Raw genomic sequence first — 19459 nt, 5'->3', positions numbered from 1 at the left:
TTCTTCGTCGTGGCCGGGCTTGTCCCTGCTGGAGTCACGCATCCCGCCATACGCTGGCTTGACCTATCGTGTCATACGCGGGCTTGACCCGCGTATCCATCCATCTTCGGAAGAAGCGTTTCGAAGCGGATGGATTGCCGGGTCAAGCCCGGCAATGACGGCGGAGATGCGTGCATATGGCAGGATCAAGCCCGGCAATGACGATGAGATGTGTGCACACGACAAGCTTGTCCCGGGCATGACGAGTTTCCGCCTACATGCCGGACAGCGAATCCAGGTCGACATCGATCTGCCCTGGCGCCCGGACGTGACGGACTTCGAACCCGTCCGGCTGGAAGCGGTATTCGACGAGGCCGACTTCCTTGATGCCGATCACCTCCTGCTTTCGATCGGGAATGATGAAGCCGGATGAAGGCGCCCAGACGTGGCGGACGTGACCGTGCATATAGTCGCGGCGCTGATGGACGTGCCCTGAGGCGACGAGCCGCAGATCGACGCTGCGCAGCATTTCAATCAGACGGGCGCGGACGGGCTGCGGAATGTAGCGGATTGCGCTTGCCGCCAGCTCCGGATCGTCGGGCGTGTTCAGATAAAACGGCTTGTGCAGGAACAGCGCCAGCGGCCTGCCATTGACGCCGGCGAGTTGCGAGGCGAGCCAGTCTGACTGTTCGGCCTCGCGCGCAAGGCCGGTATTCATCACCAGTGAATTCAGGCCGATGAAGCACCAGCCGGCGGCCTCGAAGCGAAAGCAGTCCTCGCCGAAGATCGATATGAAAGCGTCTACGGTTTGCGGCGTGACCGATTGTGCCGGTGGCGGCCCGACCGCGGTCGGGTTGTCGCCGATATCGTGGTTGCCGGGCAGGTAGCGGCATTCGACGGGAAGTGCCGCGTGCAGCGTTTTGGCGAAATCGAGATCGTCGCGTTGGATTGGACCGTCAAAGGAAAGGTCGCCGCTGTTGATGACAAGATCGGGCCGAGTGGCGTCGATGTATTCACTGACGCGGTGAAAATTGTCGGTCAGCATCGGCAGACGGCGGGCGAGGTGCGGATCGGAGATCTGGGTCAGGCGAAATTCGGGCATCGGAAAATCCTCCGATGCCATCATACATGCCGAGAAATGCGCAGACGATGGTCGTTCCGGCTGTCCGGCGCCCCAGGTCCCGCGGGCGCGGTAATCCTGCCCTTTCCCGCCAGGATAAGCCATCGACGCGCTCCAAAGCGCTCCAGCCCTGCGCGGAGGAACTTCGCACCGGCCTGGCACCGGCGGCGTCGGGTTCAGGACGGCGGCCGGGATCTGCCGGGATTCATTGTCAGGGCGGGGCGTGGCCGCTATACGCAGGGCCTGCGGTTGGACTGAGGGGGATTGCAATGTCGGTTCAAATGGTTCTGTTGCCGGTCTTCGTACTGGTCGGCCTCGCTTTCGCGCTGCTGCTCGGGATGGCGACGATGCGCACGCGCGCGCTGGCTGGTGGGGAAACCAGAATGAAAGACGTCGCGCTGGGGGAGCCGAACTGGCCGACCCGGGCCGCGCAGATCGGCAATTGCTTCAGCAACCAGTTTGAAATTCCGGTGCTGTTCTACATCCTGATCGCGATTGCGCTGCCGTTGCGCCGCGCCGACCTGGTGATCGTGCTGCTATCGTGGGTATTCGTGGTCACCCGTTTCGTCCATGCCGGTATTTTCGTCACCACCAACGATCTGCGGCGCCGCGGGCCCGCCTGGTTCGCCGGCGTGCTGGTGCTGTTCGCGATGTGGCTTTATTTCGCGCTGAAGATTCTGCTGCTGATCTGACCCGGTACCGCTCCGTCGAATTGAAAGTCTTGTATGACGCCTGCTGCACGGCTCTCCGCGGCCATCGAACTGATCGAGGCGATTGATACCCAGCGCGTCCCGGCGGCGAAGGCGCTGAAAGAGTGGGGCACGGCGCATCGCTATGCCGGCTCCGGCGACCGCGCCGCGATCTCGGGCCTGGTCTGGGACGTGCTGCGCCGCCGCGCCTCCAGCGCCTGGGTTTTGGACAACGACACGCCGCGCGCGCGCGTGCTCGGCATGCTCAAGCTCGAGCGCGGGTTCGATGTCGAGACGATCGCGGCACTGTGCGACGGCGGACGCTTCGCGCCGGATCCATTGACCGAGGCCGAGCGCGTCGCGCTGGCGTCGCGTTCGACTGCGGATGCGCCGGCTTATATCGCCGGCGACTATCCGGAATGGCTCGACGGCTATCTGACGCAGGTGTTCGGCGATGATCGCGTCGCCGAAGCGGCCGCGATGGCGAGCCGCGCGCCGCTCGATCTGCGCGTCAATACGCTGAAGGCGAAACGCGAGAAAGTGCTGGGATCGACGGCGCATCTGGGGACAACGGCGACGCCGTGGTCACCGATCGGCCTGCGCATCGAGCTTGGCGCCGACGCCCGCAATCCCGGCATCCATGCCGAGGAGGATTTCATCAAGGGCGCGGTGGAAGTGCAGGACGAAGGTTCGCAACTCGCGGCATTGCTGTCCGGCGCAAAGCCCGGCGAGCAGGTGATCGACCTCTGCGCCGGCGCCGGCGGCAAGACCTTGGCGCTGGCGGCGATGATGCAGGGCAAGGGCAGGCTGATCGCGACCGATCACGACAAGCGGCAACTGGCGCCGATCTATGAGCGGCTGTCGCGGGCGGGCGTGCATAATTGCGACATCCGCACGCCGAAGGGGCCGAACGACACGCTGAGCGACATCCATGCATCGGCCGATCTGGTACTGCTGGACGCGCCCTGTACCGGCACCGGGACGTGGCGGCGCAATCCCGACGCCAAATGGCGGATGCGGCCCGGAGCGCTGGACATGCGGCTGAAGGACCAGGTCGCGGTGCTCGACCGCGCGGCCGCCCTGGTCAAGCCGGGCGGGCGGATTGCCTACATCACATGCTCGGTGCTGCCGCAGGAAAATGGGGAGCAGATCAGGGCGTTCGTGACCCGGCATCCTGGATTCGCGGTGCTGCCGCCGTCGCAAATCATGTCGGTGCTTTGGGACAAGGCGGAGGATTTCGCTGCCGCCACGCTGCAATCCGCGGAGGGGCTGCTGATGACCCCGCGCCGCACCGGCACGGACGGGTTTTTCGTATCGGTGCTTGCGCGGCAAACGTAGCGCGTCAGGCCCGGCTTGTCGCCGGCATCCCTTCTTGCGTCCGTCCGCAGCGAAAGACGTGGATGGCCGGGACGCGCCCGGTCAGGACGTTTGTTGAGGGGTTGCGAGCCGCCCCCCGGTCGTCTAATTCCTTGCGATGACCCCAGCCCAGCAGATACGCGAGTCGACGCCTTCGGTGGCCTCGGCGCATGACAAGATTCTGATCGTCGATTTCGGCAGCCAGGTGACGCAACTGATCGCGCGGCGGGTGCGCGAGGAGGGCGTCTATTCCGAGATCGTGCCGTTCCAGAAGGCCGAGGCCGCGTTCGCCGCGATGAAGCCGAAGGCGGTGATCCTGTCCGGCGGGCCGGAATCGGTGCACGAGGCCGGATCGCCGCGCGCCCCGCAGGCGATTTTCGATTCCGGCGTACCGGTGCTCGGCATCTGCTACGGCCAGATGACCATGGCGGCGCAGCTCGGCGGCACCGTCGAGGGCGGCCATCACCGCGAATTCGGCCGCGCCGATGTCGAGGTCAAAGCCGCAAGCCGCCTGTTCGATGCAACATGGCGCATGGGCGAGCGTCATCCGGTGTGGATGAGCCATGGTGACCGCATCACCAGAATGCCCGATGGCTTCGAGGTCGCCGGCGTCTCGGCGAATGCGCCGTTCGCGGTGATCCAGGACGAGCGCCGCAAATATTACGGGCTGATGTTCCATCCTGAAGTGGTGCATACACCCGACGGCGCAAAGCTGATCCGCAATTTCGTCCGCAAGGTCGCGGGCCTGACCGGCGACTGGACCATGCGTGCCTTCCGCGAGGAAGCGATCGAGAAGATCCGCGCGCAGGTCGGCCGAGGCAAAGTGATCTGCGGCCTGTCCGGCGGCGTCGATTCCGCGGTCGCCGCGGTGCTGATCCACGAGGCGATCGGTGACCAGCTCACCTGCGTGTTCGTCGATCACGGCCTGCTGCGGCTCAACGAAGCTGAAACTGTGGTCGATCTGTTCCGGCATCACTACAACATCCCGCTGGTGCATGTGGATGCCTCGAAGCAATTTCTTGGCGAGCTGGCCGGCGTTGCCGACCCCGAACTGAAGCGCAAGACCATCGGCCGGCTGTTCATCGACGTGTTCGACGCCGAAGCGAAGAAGATCGGCGGCGCGGAATTTCTGGCGCAGGGCACGCTCTATCCCGACGTGATCGAGAGCGTCTCCTTTACCGGCGGTCCCTCGGTGACCATCAAATCGCATCACAATGTCGGCGGCCTGCCCGCGCGCATGAACATGAAGCTGGTCGAACCCTTGCGCGAATTGTTCAAGGACGAGGTCCGCATATTGGGGCGCGAACTCGGCCTGCCGGAGATTTTCGTCGGCCGCCATCCGTTTCCCGGCCCAGGCCTCGCGATCCGCTGCCCCGGCGACATCACCCCGGAAAAGCTCGACATCCTGCGCAACGCCGACGCCGTCTATATCGACCAGATCCGCAAGGCCGGACTTTACGACAAGATCTGGCAGGCGTTCGCGGTGCTGCTGCCGGTCAAGACAGTGGGCGTGATGGGCGACGGCCGCACCTATGAATACGTCGTGGGCCTGCGCGCGGTGACATCGACGGACGGCATGACCGCGGATTTCTATTCCTTCGAGATGGCCTTTCTCGGCGAGACGGCAACGCGGATCATCAATGAGGTCAAGGGCGTCAATCGGGTGGTGTACGACGTGACGTCAAAGCCGCCGGGGACGATCGAGTGGGAATAGGATGTAGATCGGAATAGCGAAGCGTATCGCGCCGATCGCGGACGCTGTTGATAACGCCGCGGTCGCCAGCGATGGGGCCGACCTTCTGATCGACGCCTTCACGGGCCTCCCACGCCCGTGCCTTGGGTGACGAGAAGCCCGTCCAGTTGCTCGAACGTCTCGCTGAACCCACCCGTGCTTCCGGAGGCGATCGCGCCGTCGAGGGCTTCCTTGGAAGGATAGCGGTCGTGCATGACGACCAGGGTCTCGCCACGTCGTTCTTCGAAGGTCACCGTGGTAACGGACCCTCCTTCGCCCCCTTCGTCATTCGTCCAGACCAGGCGGGAGTGCGGCGTCACTTCGATGTACCTGCCGAAAAACGCCATAGGCTGCTCCGAGGAGGCGTGGCCGAACACGAAACGGTACGTACCCCCCGTACGAACATCGGCGTCGCAGGAAAGAAAGGACACTCCGAACGACTTCGGTGCCCACCACCGCCTGAGCAGCTCCGGCGTGGTCCAGGCCTGAAATACGATGCGCGCCGGCGCGTTGAAGGTCCGCGTGACGACGAGCTCACATTCGGACTTCCGTTCCACCGTCGTGCGGTTCTTCATGGGGGCGGGCTCATTTTGTCTTCTGTCGTGCATCGGCCTTTTCCTTCCGTTTCAATTCCTCGACCACCTTGTCCAGCTCGTCGAACCGGGCTTCCCATACCTGACGGTATCGCTCGATCCATGCCGCCTCTTCCCCCAATCCGCGCAGGCCGAGCTTGCAGGTGCGCACGCGTCCGACCTTCTCCGTCTTGACGAGCCCGACCTGCTCCAAAATGCCGACATGCTTCTTCATGCCCGTAAGGGTCATGTGAAACTTGTCGGCCAGATCCGTGATCGAAGCGTCTGCACGCCCAAGCTGCTCCAGGACGCCGCGTCGGGTGGCGTCCGAAAGCGCAGCAAATGATGCATCGAGCAAGGCTGGGGAATACTGAACCATTTGGTTCAGTATATACTACGCAACCCGCGGCGCGCAAGAAGAGAGGAGGGCTCGCGGGGGAAAATCGCGCATCCGCCAACCACGGGGCGGCCGGCGCAAAGCGCTCCGCTATCGTGCCTTACACCGCCACATTGCGGGTACGCGGACGGCCCGTCATGGTCGTGCCTGGCAGGGGCGGCGCCGCAGTGCCCGTCGCATGCGGGAAATATTGGTACTGCATCGAATGCATCGCGCCGGCTTCGGAGGTCCAGGAGGGATTCGAGACCGGGGTGACCGTGAACGTGTCGGGATCGCTCGGCGTGATCTGCGTGTAGGCGGGGATCGTCCCGCTCAGAACATAGATCGTATCGTACAGCCACCAATCCGTCTTATACAGATCGGGGCCCGGCGCCGGAAATGTCGCGAGCACGCCTTTCAGATTGGCCCAGCCCATTGGAACGATATCGTTGGTGTTGACCGCCGCATAGTATTTGAAGGTGTTGCCGAAATTCGTCGCGAACCCGGCGTTCCACATGGTCGGAGCCGCGAACGTATGTGGCCACAGTGAAAACGTTAGCGGTGCGACTTTTGCGAGTTGATCATTGAGCCATGCCGTGGCAACGACAGCCATCGCTCCGCCGAGGCTGTGCCCTGTCACCATCAGGTTGAGCGTGCCGGTTTTGGCAAGCCCGCGCAGATAGTCCAGCAGCGACAGGCCCGTGACGGGATCGGTCAGCCCTATAGCGAGCGCCAGCGCGCTGTTGATGCCGGCGCTGATCTGCAATGGCGCGTTGGGCTGCTGCGGATACAGCCAGGGGATCATGAAGCCGTTGGCGTCGGCGAGCACATTGGTAAAGGAGCCGGAGATCGATCCGTCGACGTCGGTACCGCGGAAAGCCAGCGCATAGCTGCCGTCGGCGCCTTGCGCGACATAGCCTAGGATGCCGTCGTTCACCGCCGGTCCCCAACGCAACGTCCAAGGTCCGTTTGCCGCGCCGGCAGGAACTTTTGCCAGCAGCGTTTTGAAGTCGCTGGCCGGAATGACCGGCAGCGCATCGTCGATATACGCAAAATAGGCCAGATAGGCCGCCGCTACTTTATTGACTGCCATGGCTGTTGCTCCGTGCGGGCATGGTCCGGTCATTCCGATGGTAGGTTGGTTGTCGGTATTACCGCAAGGGTTGTATTGGCTATGGCCGTCGCGACGAGAATCAAGGAAGCTCACAGACCCCAAGCGTCCAACAATTGCGGGACCACATGGCACGCGTGCGCTGTATCACTGAAATGGGCATGGGCGTCGACGTTCACGGCCGCGATGCCACCAAGGCGGCGAGGCGCGCGGTTTCGGACGCGATTCGGCACTCCAGCCTCGGCTTTTTCCGGATGGTCGGCAAAACGTCGGGCGACATGTTCGTCGATGTCACGATCGGCGTGCCGGACCCCGGGGCAGTCGATACATCAGCGGTCGCCAAGGAACTGCCTTACGGCACCGTGACGGTGACCGCGGTCAAAGGCGGGCTCGAAATAGCCGCAGAGAGCGGCGGCGATGCCATCATCATCGCCAATGCCGCCGTCATTGTGAGTCTTGATGACGGCGCATCCGGCTAGCTTGCGGCGGCGCAATACCAGGGGTTTGTCATCGAACGGCGTTTCGAATCACTGGCTATTGAGCGCTGCCGGTTGATATAGCAAGTCTTCGCCATCGTGGATGTGTCTCGTGTTATCGGATGTATTGCAGCAGAAGGACATCTATACCTTCTTCAGCCGTTCGGCGTTCGAAAAGGCGTATGTCTATCAGGCTCAGGGGCGGGTCGCCGGAGTGGAGATCAGTGACGATCTCACCCGCATTCGCGCCAAGGTGAAGGGAAGCGGATCCAATACTTACAGCGTCGGGATCCAATTGGAGTTCAATGGCGGGCGGCTCGCCGATCTCGACGGCGAATGCAGTTGTCCGATGGCGTTCAATTGCAAGCACGTGGCGGCGACCGTCCTCGAAGTCCTCAGCGGGAAACAGCCGCCGAGCGGACCGACATTGCCAGGCCAGCGAAACGCGCAGACTACCATTGTGACGCCGGCCGTGCCGGTTCTGTCTTACGAGGTCACGACATGGCTCGACATCGTCGGGAAGGCCGTGCGTGGCGACGATTATCCTGCCGATCTTACCCAACGGCTGCTGTACTGCTTACAGCCACCCCGGAGCAGCGTATGTTTCCCGTTCCTGACCGTATCGTTGATATCAGTCCGGCTGCTCAACAGCGGGGAGTACGGCGGCAAGTATACGCAGCCCAGCCTGTGGAATTTTTCCCCTGAGCGCGCGCCGAAATTTTATCGCGATATGGATATCGATATTCTGGGCCGCCTCTCGAGTATTCACCGCATCTATGACAACAATTCCAGTCAACGCCTGCAATCTGCCGAACTCTTGCAGCAGATCATCGCGACCGGAAGGGCCTTCTGGCTCGATTACAAGCGTTCGCCGCTGCGCTGGGGCGAGAAACGTGACGGGCGCATCGAATGGTACCAAGCCGATAGGAACAGCGTCGCTCCTCGTCTGATCGTTCCGGGAATGACGGCGCTCAACGCCGAACCGCCGGTCTATGTCGATGAGAGCGCCGGAGTGATAGGACCGGTGGAACTGACGCTGCCGCCGCGACTGGCGTATCAGATCCTGTCGGCTCCACCCATTCCATGCGCCGAGATCGCCGAGGTCGCGAGCCGCCTCGGGTACAAGATCCCGGAGGTTCATCACGGCGTGTTGCCCCCGCCGCCGGCGGCGGCGGTGAAGATCGAGCAGGATCCGACCCCGATATTACGACTGCGATCGGGCCGCGCCATGGCGTACGGCCATTACGGCGATAGACCCGCCGTATTGCCGGTCGCACAGCTCAGCTTCCGTTACGGCCCAGTCGAAGTCGGTTCGATGGAGCGGGCGAGCCAGCTCGAAGCATTTCGGGACGGGCAAGTCTACGCGGTATCCCGGCGCCTCGCAAAGGAAAGAGGCGCATTCAAGCGGTTGTCCGGACTGGACTTCATCAACGCAAGATCGGTGCATCATTATCTTGAGGTCGACCATCACCGGGATTTTACCTTCAGGGAAGCTCACGACTGGCTTGACTTCCTCAACCATGATGCCGCCGACTTGCGGGCCGAAGGATTCGAAATTCGGATTGATGATGATTTTCCGTATCGACTGGCGGGCGCTTCCGGCGCATTCGATGCGGAATTCGAAGATAGCGGCATCGACTGGTTCGAACTGGCCCTCGGCGTCGAAATCGACGGCGAAAGGCGCGATCTTGCGCCGATGCTGGCGGCGCTGGTTTCCGATCCCTCCTTTACTCCGGATGTCATCAAACAGCTCGCCGAAGGGGGAGACAGTCTCTATGTGCCGCTTGCCGACGGCCGGCATGTTGCGCTTGCCGCGGATCGTTTTCTTCCCCTGGTGCTGGCGCTCCATAGTCTGAAGCTCAGCGGCATATTCGTCGAGACATCCGGAAACATTAAGCTCTCGCGCGCGGATGTCGTGCCGCTACTGGCGCTCGAGAACGAGGCCTTCGCCTTCAAGGGCGCCGACAACCTCCGCCGCCTTACCGGTCTGCTGCAAGGGCGCGGGTTGGTCCCCGCACGCATGCCACCTCAGTTCCGCGCCGAGCTCCGGCCCTATCAGGCGCAAGGCGTGGCATGGCTCGATCTGCTCTGCGAGAGCGGCCTCGGCGGCGTGCTGGCAGACGATATGGGGCTCGGCAAAACCGTTCAGATCCTGGCGCTCCTTGCGCTGGAGAAATCCCGCGGCAATCTCATCAGTCCCGCGCTCGTCGTCGCGCCGACCAGTCTGATGAGCAACTGGGTCAATGAGGCGCGAAAATTCGCGCCGGACCTGAAGGTCCTGTTGCTGCACGGCGCGGATCGCAAACAAAGTTTCACCAGGATTGCCGAGCACGACCTGATCCTGACGACGTACCCCCTGATCGCCCGCGATCGAGAAACCCTGATCGCCCGCCACTGGCATATCGCGGTCCTGGACGAGGCGCAGACCATCAAGAATCCGGATGCCGCCACCAGTCGATTGATCCGCGACGTGAAGGCAAAACACCGTTTTTGCCTGACCGGAACCCCGATGGAAAACCATCTCGGCGAACTCTGGTCGATCATGAGTTTCGCCAATCCCGGTTATCTCGGGGACAAGGCGGCATTCGCCCGCCAGTGGCGCACCCCGATCGAAAAGCGCGCCGATGCCGCGCGAGCGGCGGTGCTCGCGCACCGGGTCAAGCCATTTCTGCTGCGGCGGACCAAGGCGGAAGTCGCGGCGGAGCTGCCACTCAAGACCGAGATTCTGGAAACCATTGTCCTTGAAGGCCGCCAGCGCGATCTCTACGATTCGATCCGGTTATCGATGTCAGCCAAGGTTCGCCAGGCCATCGCGGCCCGCGGGTTGGCAAAGAGCCATATCGTCGTGTTGGAGGCTCTGCTCAGGTTGCGTCAGGTGTGTTGCGATCCGGCGCTTCTAAAGCTCGATGACGGCGTCGATCGGCCTTCCGCCAAGCTCGACCGGCTGCTGGAAATGGTGCGGGAATTGCTGAGCGAAGGCCGCAGGATTATCGTCTTTTCGCAATTCACCTCCATGCTGGCCTTGATCCGGTTCCGCCTCGATGCGGAAAGCGTCCGCTATAGCGTGCTGACCGGTAAAACTTCGGACCGCAAAGGCGCCATCGAAACATTTCAGGGCGGCGCCACCGATGTCTTTCTGGTCAGCCTGAAGGCGGGCGGCGTCGGGCTGAACCTGACCGCCGCCGATACGGTGATCATCTTCGATCCCTGGTGGAATCCGGCTGTCGAACAGCAGGCCATCGATCGCGCTCATCGGATCGGCCAGGACAAGGCGGTCTTTGTCCATCGCCTGGTGGCAGCCGGCACGGTTGAGGAGAAGATGGATGAACTCAAGGCCCGGAAGCGTGCGTTGGCCGACAGCGTGTTCGACCGCGATGGACGCATCGGCGCCGCTCTTACGGAAGACGATGTGAGAGCGTTGTTCGACGATTAGTGCGGAGAGAGGTTGAGAGAGCGGGCGCCGTCATGGCCGGGCTTGACCCACGGCAATCCATCCCCTTCGAAACGACTCTTCCGAAGATGAATGGATACGCGGGTCAAGCCCGCGTATGACGAGATGTGTGAATCCGGTAGGGTTTGTCCGGCCGTCCACGTTTTTCTCTGCTCAACTACCGCGAAGACGTGGATGCCCGGCACGAGGTCGGGCGCGACTTTACTGAGAATCCGTCCGATGATCCGTCTTCATGACAATGTCAGCATGACGACGCCGAAGATCAGGACGGCACAGCCAACGATACGCCATGGCCCGACATTTTCTCCAAGAATGACCATGCCCATGATCGCGCCCAACATCATCGACATTTCGCGCATGGGAGCCACAACACTCAATGGCGCTCCGGTGTTGAGGGCTGTTAGCACGAGGATATAGGAGAGCGGCGATAGCAGGCCGACTGCCGCAGCGAGAAGCCAGTAGCCTTTCATCAGTTCTCGAGCGCGACCTGGATTTGCGATGATCAGGGGAGCGAGCAGGACGAAGCGGAGCAGGTTGGAGAACCAGTCAAGCACCACCGGTGCGATACCGAGCGTTTTGACGGAATAGGCATCAACGACCGTGTATGTGGCAATCAGACCGCCGGTTGCGGTTCCCCATCGCACGCCGGCCAAGCCGCCAGGTTGACGAAATGCGCGGAGGCTTCCCTGCGTCGCGATAAGCCAGATACCCGAGACAACGGTTACAAGGCCGGTCATCACTTGAAGGGACGGAGACTCCGCAAGGAAAAGCACGGCACCCAACGTCGATAGCATCGGTCCCGTACCGCGTGCGACCGGATATACCACCGAGAAATCTGCATTCTGATATCCGCGCTGAAGGCAGAGGCTATAGCCGAGATGAATCAAGCCGCTGAGGACGATGAATCCTGCCACGGTCCAGTTCCACTGCACGCTCTCTTCCACCATCAGGTAGACGACCCACGGCAGATAAGCCAGGCTGGCAAAAAGATTATAGGCGAAAACAAAAACCGGCCCGACAGAGGAAGCCCGCTTCGACAGCAAATTCCAGGTGGCATGGATGAATGCTGCGATGATAACGAGTGAAAAAGCGCCAATAGTCATCGAGGCGTTAGAACCTTCAGGGTAGCGATGATGGATCTATTTTCCGAGTTTTTACGACATCTCAATTAAAAATAGCCAAAGCTCGCGGTCAATGCCGGCCTGCCTTGCGAGCGGCGCACCCGGTTTCTCAACATTTCGCTCTCGCCACAGGTTTCTGCAGTCGCGGAGGCGTTCGGCGGGCGGAAAATCGACATCGTCCACTTGCCATATTTTGAGCCCTGCCGGACTTCTCCGCTGATGGGGGCGATCAATCCACCTTTGAAGTATGCATCGGCAGCGATTGAGACTTGCAGAAAATTACATTCTTGAACGTTGCAGAGGATCATTCGATCAGTGATACCCTATGCTATCGTGTCAAGGTAACTGATCTTTTTGAAGAACGTATGTGAGACCAGCGCACATGGCACGCCGACTGCCCTCCCTCAATGCACTCCGCGCCTTCGAAGCGGCTGGTCGTCTTGGCCTGATGAAGCTCGCCGCCGACGAGTTGCACGTTACTCATAGCGCAATCAGCCGTCAGATACAGCATCTGGAAGAGATGATGGACATACGCCTGTTTGAAGGCCCCAAACACGCGCCGAAGCTCACAGAAGCGGGTAAAGCACTTTTGCCTGCCCTCAGCGCCGCATTCGACCAAATGGATACAGCGGTCCGCCTGGTCAGCGACACCGAGGAAGGGCCCCTGGATGTTTCCTGCCTGGGAACCTTTCTGATGAGATGGCTGATCCCGCGCCTGCATTGTTTTCGAAAGGAGCACCAGACCATCGAAATTCGGATGAGCACCGCCGATACACCGGTTGATTTTTCGCGCGAGAATTTCGACGTCGCAATTCGCGTCGGTACAGGACCGTGGCCGGACAATTCTGAGGTGATGCCGTTGTTCGCAGAATGGTTCGGGCCTGTCTGTTCACCGGCTATAAAAGTTGAGCCGAATGAAGTCCTTCGGCTGCCGCTGCTGCAAACACAAACCCGGCGCTCAGCCTGGAAGGATTGGAGTAAACGGACGGGCATCGCTTTCGATCCTTTGTGCGGCACCGAGTTCGAACATTTCTATTTCATGCTCGAGGGGGCCATTGCCGGCCTCGGCCTTTGCATTGCGCCATGGCCGCTTGTTGCAGATGACATCGTGGCCGGGAGACTGATTGCCCCCTTTGGCTTTGTCGAAAGTGGACAGGACTATGTCGCGCTGCGGCGCAGGCGACGAAACAGAAAAGCGGCGACATTCACGAATTGGCTCAAGAACTCCGCCGCCGATTTTATGCAATCCTCGAATCTGGAACTTCGTCATTTCGGCAGCGTATCGCGCGAAACTTCCTCCATCAGCCTGACCAGCAAGTAGATGCGTGGCGCGATCTTGTCCAGTTCGATGTATTCCTCTCCCGCGGCGTGAGCGCCTCCTCCGACCGGCGCAAGTCCGTCCAAGGTCGCTGTGCCGGCCGCGGCCGTATAGTTGCCGTCGGTGCCGGCGCCACTGGCTTCAGTCTTCAGTTCCCGGCCGATCTCGCGATAGATGCTCTGCGCGCGCGCGACGAGCTTGCTCGTGCCGTCGCTGAACGGAAAAGGCGGGCGCCCTCGCTCAAGACTGGTCCGGACCTTGGAACACGTCAACAATCGTTTCGTCGCAGCCAGAACCGCCGCATCGTTCTCGATACGATCGAATTCGGCGGGATCGAGAACGCGAATGTCGGCCTGCGCTTTCGCCTCAGCCGGAATGATGTTGCTTCGCTCGCCACCGCTCAATAGCGTGAAATTGAGAGATGTCTCCTTCTCCGGGCGCGAGAGATCCTTCATCTGCAGGATCTGATACGCCATTTCCACGGCTGCGTTGCAGCCCTTCTCCGGTTCCGCGCCGGCATGCGCCGCCTTGCCGGCCACTTCGACGCGAAAATATCCGATGCCCTTTCTGGACGATACGATTCTGTCATCAGGCGCACCGAACTCAAGCACGAACGCGACGTCGTGGTCCCGGGCCAGTCTCTCGATCAACGCTTGGGAGCCGGCCGATCGTTTCTCCTCATCCGTCGTGCTCAGAAGAGTAACCGTCCCATATGTGTCGCGCCCCAGTTCCCGCAGAACCCTTACGGCCATAAGTCCGATGGCGATAGCTCCCTTGTCGTCGAGAACGCCCGGTCCGTAGATCCTGTTGCCATCTTGCCGCCAGAAGAAAGTCTTCGATGTCCCGGCTGGATAGACGGTGTCCATGTGTGAAACGAGCAGGATGCGGGCCTTGCCGCTTCCCCGCCAGCGGCCCATTACGTTCCTCCCAGGGCCGACGCCGGCAGCCGCGGTATGCACGTCGCCGCCGAGCTGCCGAATCTGACGCGCCAGTTCCTCCTCCATTGCCAGGATGCCGTTTTCATCCAGCGACGGCGATTCGATATCGACCATCTTCTTCGTGATCTCGAGAAACGGCACCACGAGATGCTCGGCGGCGGCGAGAAGCGGTTTCGACTGTTCCTGGGCGGGGGACGCCGCGGTCACGCAGGTCAGGGCGCCGGCGGCGACCAACGTCCGCATCACATTGCCGAGGCCGACCGCGTTCGTCATCGCCAATTGCGGATCACCGCGCTTGTGAACTCCGTCGTCGTGGCGGCTCCTCCTTGATCGGGCGTGCAGGAGGCTGGATCGGTCAGCGTCAAATCGATCGCTTCTTCGATCGAACCCGCCACCGAACAAAGATCGCTGCGCGCGCAACGCCGGCCGAGCCAATCGAGCAGCATCGCGACGGACAGGATCAGGCCGGTCGGGTTGGCGCAGTTTTGTCCGGCAATATCGGGCGCCGAGCCGTGCGAGGCCTGCGCCATCGCCTGATTCCGACCGACATTGAGGGAAGGAGCCATTCCGAGTCCGCCGGCTATCTCCGCGGCCTCGTTTGAGAGAATGTCTCCGAACATGTTGGTCGCAAGAATGACGTCGAATTGAGCCGCGTCGCGCACCAGCAGCGCGGCGGCCGCGTCGACCAGCACCTCGCTGACGATGACGTCCGGGAATTCGGTGGCGACAGTGCGCACGGTGTCGAGGAACAGCCCGTCGGATAATTTCAGCACATTGGCCTTGTGGATGACCGCGAGCCGCTTGTGGCGGGTCGCGGCAAGCTGCAGAGCCTCCCGCGCGATGGCGCTGCTGGCCCCTTGCGTGACTTTCCGCAAGGCGAAGGCGGTCGCCGGATCCGGCATGAATTCGCCCGATCCCGCGTGCATGGTCCGACATGCGTAGAAGCCTTCGGTGTTTTCGCGAACGACAACCAGGTCGATCCCCGCGGAGGCTGCGTTTCGCCCGCGCTGCCGGCATGGCCGAAAATTGGCGAACAGATCGAGGCCGGCGCGGAACTCGGCTGATGCGTTGATGCCCCCGTGATCGCGTCCCGGATACTGGAACGTTGAGAGGGGTGCCAGCACGATCCCATCTGCCGCCTCCGCTGCCCTGCGGACCGACTCCGGAAGAGTGGTGCCCTCCCGTGCGAGCGTCGAAAGGCCGAGTTCGCGACGCTCGATGTTGAGCCGCAAGCAGGCATGCTCATTCACATGAGTGAGGATTGCAGCGGCCGCGGCGGAAATTTCGGGGCCGATGCCGTCGCCGTCCAGAATCAAAACGTCCATGGTGAGATTCCAGTCAGCGGCCGGCGGCGCCCTGGGTTTCTCTCTCCAGCGCCGCGTCGTAGCCGACCTCAAGGAAGATTTCCGAGACGGGGGTGATTGAGTTGTCGACCTCCATCGATCTATCGTTGTCCAGGATCGACCGGCAGACCTGACGCATGGCGAAATGCGCGGCGCGCAAGAGATGGTTTGCGTGGATCACGATGTTGGCCCCGCGCTCGTGCAGCATCTCCGCGCGTACATTGTTGTAGGTCGTCGGCACGCAGATGACCGGCTGGCTGTGGTTTGCGGCATTGCGATAGCGGTGCAGGAAATCGAAGATGCTGTCCGGCTGACGATCTTTCGAATGAATCATGACGCCGTGCGCTCCATTGTCGAGATAGACCTTGGCGCGTTCGAGCGCATCACGGACGGTTTCCCCTGCAATCAAGCTTTCCAGCCGCGCGAAAATCATGAAATCGGTCGACAGAAGCGCGTTTCGTCCGCGCCGCAGCTTTTTCCCGAAAACCGCCGGCTCCTCGAGCACATGTCTGGACTGCAGTGAAAGGCTGTTGCGTTTCGGATGTTGCTTGTCTTCGATGACAACAGCGCTCACACCCATGTTTTCAAGACGAGCGCAGAGGTATTCGAAAGCCGTTTCCTCCCCGCCGGTATCTCCATCGACGATGAGGGGCTTCGGACTGGCATTGAGAACCTCGTCGATGAGTTCTATTCGGCGCTCCAGGGCGTAAAGCTCCATGTCGGGAAGCGCGCGCGCGGCGGAGCTCGTCAAGCTCGACAACCACAGCGCATCGAAACTCCGTCCTTCATGACCATTGCTGGACCCTGTCGTCTCGCTTGACACCAGCGCCGAAATTCCGCTGTGAGCTTCAATGGCGCGCACAAGGCGGCCCGAGGTCACGAGCTCGCGGAGCTGGGGCCGCCGTTTCTCCGGCAGTATGCGGCGGATCATCGTCATGGCCGTCGTCCTTCGTGCTGCGCGCCGGCCTGCGCCAGGCGCTTGACCACCAGTGGCAGCAGTCCCCCTTCTGCGACCATTTCGAGCATGCGTTCTGACGGCGGCGCGAAGCTGACAACGGTCTGAGACGCACCCGTGATCCCGCCTGCCTCGAGGTCGATGCTGATCGTATCGCCCTCGGCCGCATGCAAATTCGCAGCCTCGATCGCAATAAGCCCGAGATTCCACGCATTCCGGAAGAAGATGCGCCCGAAGCCCGGCGAGATCACGGCTTTGACGCCGGCAGCGAGCAGCGAGCTCACCGCCTGTTCGCGTGAACTGCCGATGCCGAATGTGGCTGTGGTGCAGATCACGTCTCCTTGCCGGAACGTGCCGGCAAGTCCCGGGAAAATATTCTCGAAAACGTGTTTCGCAAGCTCGCTTGGGTCCGTGAACATGTGCTTGTAGCGGCCGGGAATGATATCGTCGGTCGATATGACACGGTCGATCCTGCGGACCCGGAGCAGACCGAGGTTGATCATTGCAGCAACTCCGAGCTCTTCGGCAGTTCCCCTCGAATTGCGGTGTGGGCGGCCACGAGCGGCGAAGCGAGGTAAATGTCTGCCTCGGAGTTGCCCATCCGGCCCAGGAAGTTGCGGTTCATCGTCGACAGAACGCGGTCGCCCGAGGCCGGAATGCTGCCTTGCGTGCCAAGGCAGGCGCTGCATCCCGGCGGCGAAATAATCGCTCCGGCCTGCATCAGCTTTGCGATATAGCCCCGCTCCATCGCTTCGATATAGACCCGTCTGGATCCGGGGGTGACGAGGCACTGGACGCCGGCGCGAACCTTGGCATCGCCCAGCACGGCAGCCGCCTCTGCGATGTCTTCCAGACGGCCATTCGTGCAGGTCCCGATGAAGACGTAGTTGATCTTGAAACCCTCGCATTCGTCGAGCGGCACGGCGTTGCCCGGCGAGTGCGGCTTCGACACCATGGGCGGAAGACCCTCGACGTCGACCACGATGACACGCGGGTCGCACGCGTCCGGCGGTTCAATGGGTTTCATGCCTTCCGGACGGCCGGGACCTGGCGGCAGGAACGTGCATTTTGCGCCCATCTCGACGCCCAGATTGGCGATGCTCGCGCAGGAATCGAGACCCAGTTCGTCAAACCACGAACCGGTCCATTCGACAGATTTATACAGGAACGGCTCCTGGCCGTTTTGCCTCAGCGCATAGAACACCACGTCCCGCGCCCGTGTCGCCGGACCGGGCCGGCCGCGGACATCCATCCAGACCGTATCGGGAACACGCAGCCACGTTTGTCCCGTCACCATTGCCGCGGCGCAGTCAGACGCCCCCATCCCCAACGCAAGGCATTGGGTGGATCCGCCCGTGCAGGTATGGGAGTCGGAGCCGACCACGATCGTGCCCGGCTCGTACCAACCTTCCTCAAGCGCGACGACGTGGCTGATCCCTTCGCCGGCGCGAAAAACCCGCACGCCGAGCCGATCGGCCAATCGCTCGGCTTCGCGCAGACGCGCCGCAATGTGCTTGTCCGGCGCGATCACGGAATGGTCGAAGAAGATCGCCACGCGGTCGCGGTCGAAGACGTGCGTGAAGCCGTGCTTTTCGAACAGCATGGCGATCGTGGGCGAATTGCCGTCCTGCAGGTAGACCCGGTCTACCTGGGCCGTCACCAATTCGCCGTGACTGACGCGTTCCCGTTTTGCATGCGAAGCGATAATCTGTTCGACCAGCGTCGGTTTCATTGGACAACCTCCGCTGTCCGGCTGAGGTCCTTGTACAAGTCGCAGAGCTGGTCGGGCGACAGCGCCGCGCCCTGGTTGATGGCGGCCGCGCGGACTTCGGTCAGGCAGCGGGCAAGCCGGTCATCCTCCACGTCAATGCCGCGGTCCTCAAGCACGCTGCGAAGGGTGGCTCGGCCCGAATGCTTGCCGATCACATACCGGCGCACATTGCCGACCTCCTCGGGCCTGAAAGGCTCGAACGTATTCGTGTCGTTGAGCATGCCTTTGACGTGGATGCCGGACTCATGGGCAAAGACATTATCGCCCACGACGGGCTGCCAGGCCGGCAACGGTTGATGGCTCGCCTGGGCGACCATCTCGGCCAGTTCCTTCAGATGCTCGGTCCTGATGCCGAGATCGCGGCCGTAAAGGTGCTTGAGCGCGAGCGTCATCTGGGCAAGGTCGGGCATTCCCGCGCGTTCGCCCATGGAATTGACGCAGACGTGGAAGTACCTCGCCCCTGCGCGAAGTCCGGCGAGAGTATTGGCGACCGCCAGGCCGAAATCGTTGTGGCAGTGACATTGCGTGTCGATCGCCGACACTTGCGCGACCGCTTCGACCCGACGCCAATATTCTTCCGGCGACAGGATGCCGATCGTGTCGGACAAGCGCAGTCGATCGGCACCTGCCTCGGACACTGCGATCGCATATTCCTGCAGAAAGATAATTTCGGTTCGGCCGACGTCCTCGGCGCTGATGGATACGAAGACGCCTCGATCTTTGGCATATTTGATCAGTTCCGCAGCCCGCTGGAAAAGCCAGGTTCGATCCTTGCCGACACTTTCCTTCAGATGGATGCTGGAGGTCGGTAAACCGATATGGATCGCCTCGAAACCCATATCGATCGTCGCCGCGACATCTTCCATGATGCCGCGGTTCCACCCGATAAGCTTGACCTCATCCTTGCGTTCAAGCATCGCATGCAGCGTATCCAGCTCTTCCCCGCCCATCGCCGGAATACCGGGTTCGACCCACTTCACGCCAGTCGCGATCAGCTTGTCGAGGATCTTGAGCTTGGTGGCCTTTGAAAAGGCCACACCTGGAGCCTGCTCGCCATCGCGCAACGTTGTGTCTTCCAGAATGACATCGCGTCTGATCATCGGACACCTATCTGTAGTTGCAGAATAATTATGTCATAAACCTATTCGTGT

18 protein-coding genes are annotated in these 19459 nt (G+C 61.6%); 6 read left to right on the top strand and 12 right to left on the bottom strand.

Annotated elements, in window-relative coordinates:
* Positions 1–253: 253 nt before the first annotated feature.
* Positions 254–1081 (bottom strand): metallophosphoesterase family protein, encoded by an 828-nt coding sequence (locus ACFE72_RS00200; protein ID WP_375411024.1) that lies wholly within the window; start codon positions 1079–1081, stop codon positions 254–256.
* Between the two features lie 287 nt (positions 1082–1368).
* Here ACFE72_RS00200 and ACFE72_RS00195 point away from each other — a divergent pair, with 287 nt between their 5' ends.
* The 3 genes from ACFE72_RS00195 (at position 1369) to guaA (ending at position 4858) form a co-directional block, all read left to right on the top strand.
* The gene (locus ACFE72_RS00195) at positions 1369–1791 is read left to right on the top strand and encodes an MAPEG family protein (protein WP_375411023.1); all 423 of its coding nucleotides are present in this window, start codon (positions 1369–1371) and stop codon (positions 1789–1791) included.
* A 33-nt stretch (positions 1792–1824) separates the two neighbouring features.
* Complete coding sequence (locus ACFE72_RS00190; RefSeq protein ID WP_375411022.1) at positions 1825–3126, top strand: RsmB/NOP family class I SAM-dependent RNA methyltransferase; 1302 nt, start codon at positions 1825–1827, stop codon at positions 3124–3126.
* A 136-nt stretch (positions 3127–3262) separates the two neighbouring features.
* Positions 3263–4858: a glutamine-hydrolyzing GMP synthase gene (guaA, locus tag ACFE72_RS00185; RefSeq protein WP_375411021.1), complete on the top strand. Its 1596-nt coding sequence runs from the start codon at positions 3263–3265 to the stop codon at positions 4856–4858.
* A gap of 98 nt (positions 4859–4956) precedes the next feature.
* Here guaA and ACFE72_RS00180 read toward each other — a convergent pair whose 3' ends face one another.
* The 3 genes from ACFE72_RS00180 to ACFE72_RS00170 form a co-directional block, all read right to left on the bottom strand.
* The gene (locus ACFE72_RS00180; RefSeq protein WP_375411020.1) at positions 4957–5484 is read right to left on the bottom strand and encodes an SRPBCC family protein; all 528 of its coding nucleotides are present in this window, start codon (positions 5482–5484) and stop codon (positions 4957–4959) included.
* Entirely contained in the window at positions 5462–5827 is a 366-nt protein-coding gene (locus ACFE72_RS00175; protein WP_375411019.1) for an ArsR/SmtB family transcription factor, read from the bottom strand. Before ACFE72_RS00175 ends, ACFE72_RS00180 begins: the two co-directional genes overlap by 23 nt.
* Positions 5828–5945: 118 nt before the next feature.
* Positions 5946–6917 (bottom strand): hypothetical protein, encoded by a 972-nt coding sequence (locus ACFE72_RS00170; RefSeq protein WP_375411018.1) that lies wholly within the window; start codon positions 6915–6917, stop codon positions 5946–5948.
* Positions 6918–7063: 146 nt separating this feature from the next.
* Between ACFE72_RS00170 and ACFE72_RS00165 the strand changes: the two genes are divergently transcribed.
* Together ACFE72_RS00165 and ACFE72_RS00160 are read left to right on the top strand one after the other, a co-directional pair.
* Complete coding sequence (locus tag ACFE72_RS00165) at positions 7064–7414, top strand: Lin0512 family protein (protein ID WP_375411017.1); 351 nt, start codon at positions 7064–7066, stop codon at positions 7412–7414.
* A 109-nt stretch (positions 7415–7523) separates the two neighbouring features.
* The gene (locus tag ACFE72_RS00160; protein ID WP_375411016.1) at positions 7524–10844 is read left to right on the top strand and encodes an SNF2-related protein; all 3321 of its coding nucleotides are present in this window, start codon (positions 7524–7526) and stop codon (positions 10842–10844) included.
* A 248-nt stretch (positions 10845–11092) separates the two neighbouring features.
* Here ACFE72_RS00160 and ACFE72_RS00155 read toward each other — a convergent pair whose 3' ends face one another.
* Both ACFE72_RS00155 and ACFE72_RS00150 read right to left on the bottom strand, forming a co-directional pair.
* A complete protein-coding gene (locus ACFE72_RS00155) occupies positions 11093–11965 on the bottom strand; it encodes an EamA family transporter (protein ID WP_375411015.1) in 873 nt (290 codons plus the stop codon).
* A 65-nt stretch (positions 11966–12030) separates the two neighbouring features.
* Positions 12031–12291: a hypothetical protein gene (locus ACFE72_RS00150; protein WP_375411014.1), complete on the bottom strand. Its 261-nt coding sequence runs from the start codon at positions 12289–12291 to the stop codon at positions 12031–12033.
* 74 nt (positions 12292–12365) lie between these two features.
* Here ACFE72_RS00150 and ACFE72_RS00145 point away from each other — a divergent pair, with 74 nt between their 5' ends.
* Positions 12366–13304, top strand: a complete 939-nt coding sequence (locus ACFE72_RS00145) for a LysR substrate-binding domain-containing protein (protein ID WP_375411013.1) — start codon at positions 12366–12368, stop codon at positions 13302–13304.
* Here the strand turns inward: ACFE72_RS00145 and ACFE72_RS00140 are convergent.
* The 6 genes from ACFE72_RS00140 to ACFE72_RS00115 are packed head-to-tail and all read right to left on the bottom strand — an operon-like array spanning position 13250 to position 19408.
* A complete protein-coding gene (locus tag ACFE72_RS00140) occupies positions 13250–14512 on the bottom strand; it encodes a glutamate carboxypeptidase (RefSeq protein WP_375411012.1) in 1263 nt (420 codons plus the stop codon). The genes ACFE72_RS00145 and ACFE72_RS00140 overlap by 55 nt on opposite strands.
* A complete protein-coding gene (locus ACFE72_RS00135) occupies positions 14509–15564 on the bottom strand; it encodes an isocitrate/isopropylmalate dehydrogenase family protein (RefSeq protein WP_375411011.1) in 1056 nt (351 codons plus the stop codon). The genes ACFE72_RS00140 and ACFE72_RS00135 overlap by 4 nt, the downstream gene beginning before the upstream one ends.
* Positions 15565–15577: 13 nt before the next feature.
* Complete coding sequence (locus ACFE72_RS00130) at positions 15578–16519, bottom strand: isocitrate lyase/phosphoenolpyruvate mutase family protein (protein ID WP_375411010.1); 942 nt, start codon at positions 16517–16519, stop codon at positions 15578–15580.
* Entirely contained in the window at positions 16516–17040 is a 525-nt protein-coding gene (locus ACFE72_RS00125) for a hypothetical protein (RefSeq protein ID WP_375411009.1), read from the bottom strand. The genes ACFE72_RS00130 and ACFE72_RS00125 overlap by 4 nt, the downstream gene beginning before the upstream one ends.
* Positions 17037–18269 (bottom strand): aconitase/3-isopropylmalate dehydratase large subunit family protein, encoded by a 1233-nt coding sequence (locus tag ACFE72_RS00120; RefSeq protein WP_375411008.1) that lies wholly within the window; start codon positions 18267–18269, stop codon positions 17037–17039. The genes ACFE72_RS00125 and ACFE72_RS00120 overlap by 4 nt, the downstream gene beginning before the upstream one ends.
* The gene (locus tag ACFE72_RS00115; RefSeq protein ID WP_375411007.1) at positions 18266–19408 is read right to left on the bottom strand and encodes a homocitrate synthase; all 1143 of its coding nucleotides are present in this window, start codon (positions 19406–19408) and stop codon (positions 18266–18268) included. The genes ACFE72_RS00120 and ACFE72_RS00115 overlap by 4 nt, the downstream gene beginning before the upstream one ends.
* Positions 19409–19459 lie beyond the last annotated feature (51 nt).

The organism is uncultured Bradyrhizobium sp. (assembly GCF_964252615.1).
GTDB lineage: Bacteria > Pseudomonadota > Alphaproteobacteria > Rhizobiales > Xanthobacteraceae > Bradyrhizobium.
Note: the sequence above shows the minus strand (reverse complement) of the source record. Positions and strands in the feature narration are given on the sequence as shown.

Coding starts and splice junctions, on each gene's coding strand:
- ACFE72_RS00155 (WP_375411015.1), bottom strand. CDS start 11,965: ATGACTATTGGCGCTTTTTCACTCGTTATCATCGCAGCATTCATCCAT.
- ACFE72_RS00195 (WP_375411023.1), top strand. CDS start 1,369: ATGTCGGTTCAAATGGTTCTGTTGCCGGTCTTCGTACTGGTCGGCCTC.
- ACFE72_RS00165 (WP_375411017.1), top strand. CDS start 7,064: ATGGCACGCGTGCGCTGTATCACTGAAATGGGCATGGGCGTCGACGTT.
- ACFE72_RS00140 (WP_375411012.1), bottom strand. CDS start 14,512: ATGACGAACGCGGTCGGCCTCGGCAATGTGATGCGGACGTTGGTCGCC.
- ACFE72_RS00135 (WP_375411011.1), bottom strand. CDS start 15,564: ATGGACGTTTTGATTCTGGACGGCGACGGCATCGGCCCCGAAATTTCC.
- ACFE72_RS00125 (WP_375411009.1), bottom strand. CDS start 17,040: ATGATCAACCTCGGTCTGCTCCGGGTCCGCAGGATCGACCGTGTCATA.
- ACFE72_RS00130 (WP_375411010.1), bottom strand. CDS start 16,519: ATGACGATGATCCGCCGCATACTGCCGGAGAAACGGCGGCCCCAGCTC.
- ACFE72_RS00120 (WP_375411008.1), bottom strand. CDS start 18,269: ATGAAACCGACGCTGGTCGAACAGATTATCGCTTCGCATGCAAAACGG.
- ACFE72_RS00180 (WP_375411020.1), bottom strand. CDS start 5,484: ATGCACGACAGAAGACAAAATGAGCCCGCCCCCATGAAGAACCGCACG.
- ACFE72_RS00200 (WP_375411024.1), bottom strand. CDS start 1,081: ATGCCCGAATTTCGCCTGACCCAGATCTCCGATCCGCACCTCGCCCGC.
- ACFE72_RS00190 (WP_375411022.1), top strand. CDS start 1,825: ATGACGCCTGCTGCACGGCTCTCCGCGGCCATCGAACTGATCGAGGCG.
- guaA (WP_375411021.1), top strand. CDS start 3,263: ATGACCCCAGCCCAGCAGATACGCGAGTCGACGCCTTCGGTGGCCTCG.
- ACFE72_RS00175 (WP_375411019.1), bottom strand. CDS start 5,827: ATGGTTCAGTATTCCCCAGCCTTGCTCGATGCATCATTTGCTGCGCTT.
- ACFE72_RS00115 (WP_375411007.1), bottom strand. CDS start 19,408: ATGATCAGACGCGATGTCATTCTGGAAGACACAACGTTGCGCGATGGC.
- ACFE72_RS00150 (WP_375411014.1), bottom strand. CDS start 12,291: ATGATCCTCTGCAACGTTCAAGAATGTAATTTTCTGCAAGTCTCAATC.
- ACFE72_RS00145 (WP_375411013.1), top strand. CDS start 12,366: ATGGCACGCCGACTGCCCTCCCTCAATGCACTCCGCGCCTTCGAAGCG.
- ACFE72_RS00170 (WP_375411018.1), bottom strand. CDS start 6,917: ATGGCAGTCAATAAAGTAGCGGCGGCCTATCTGGCCTATTTTGCGTAT.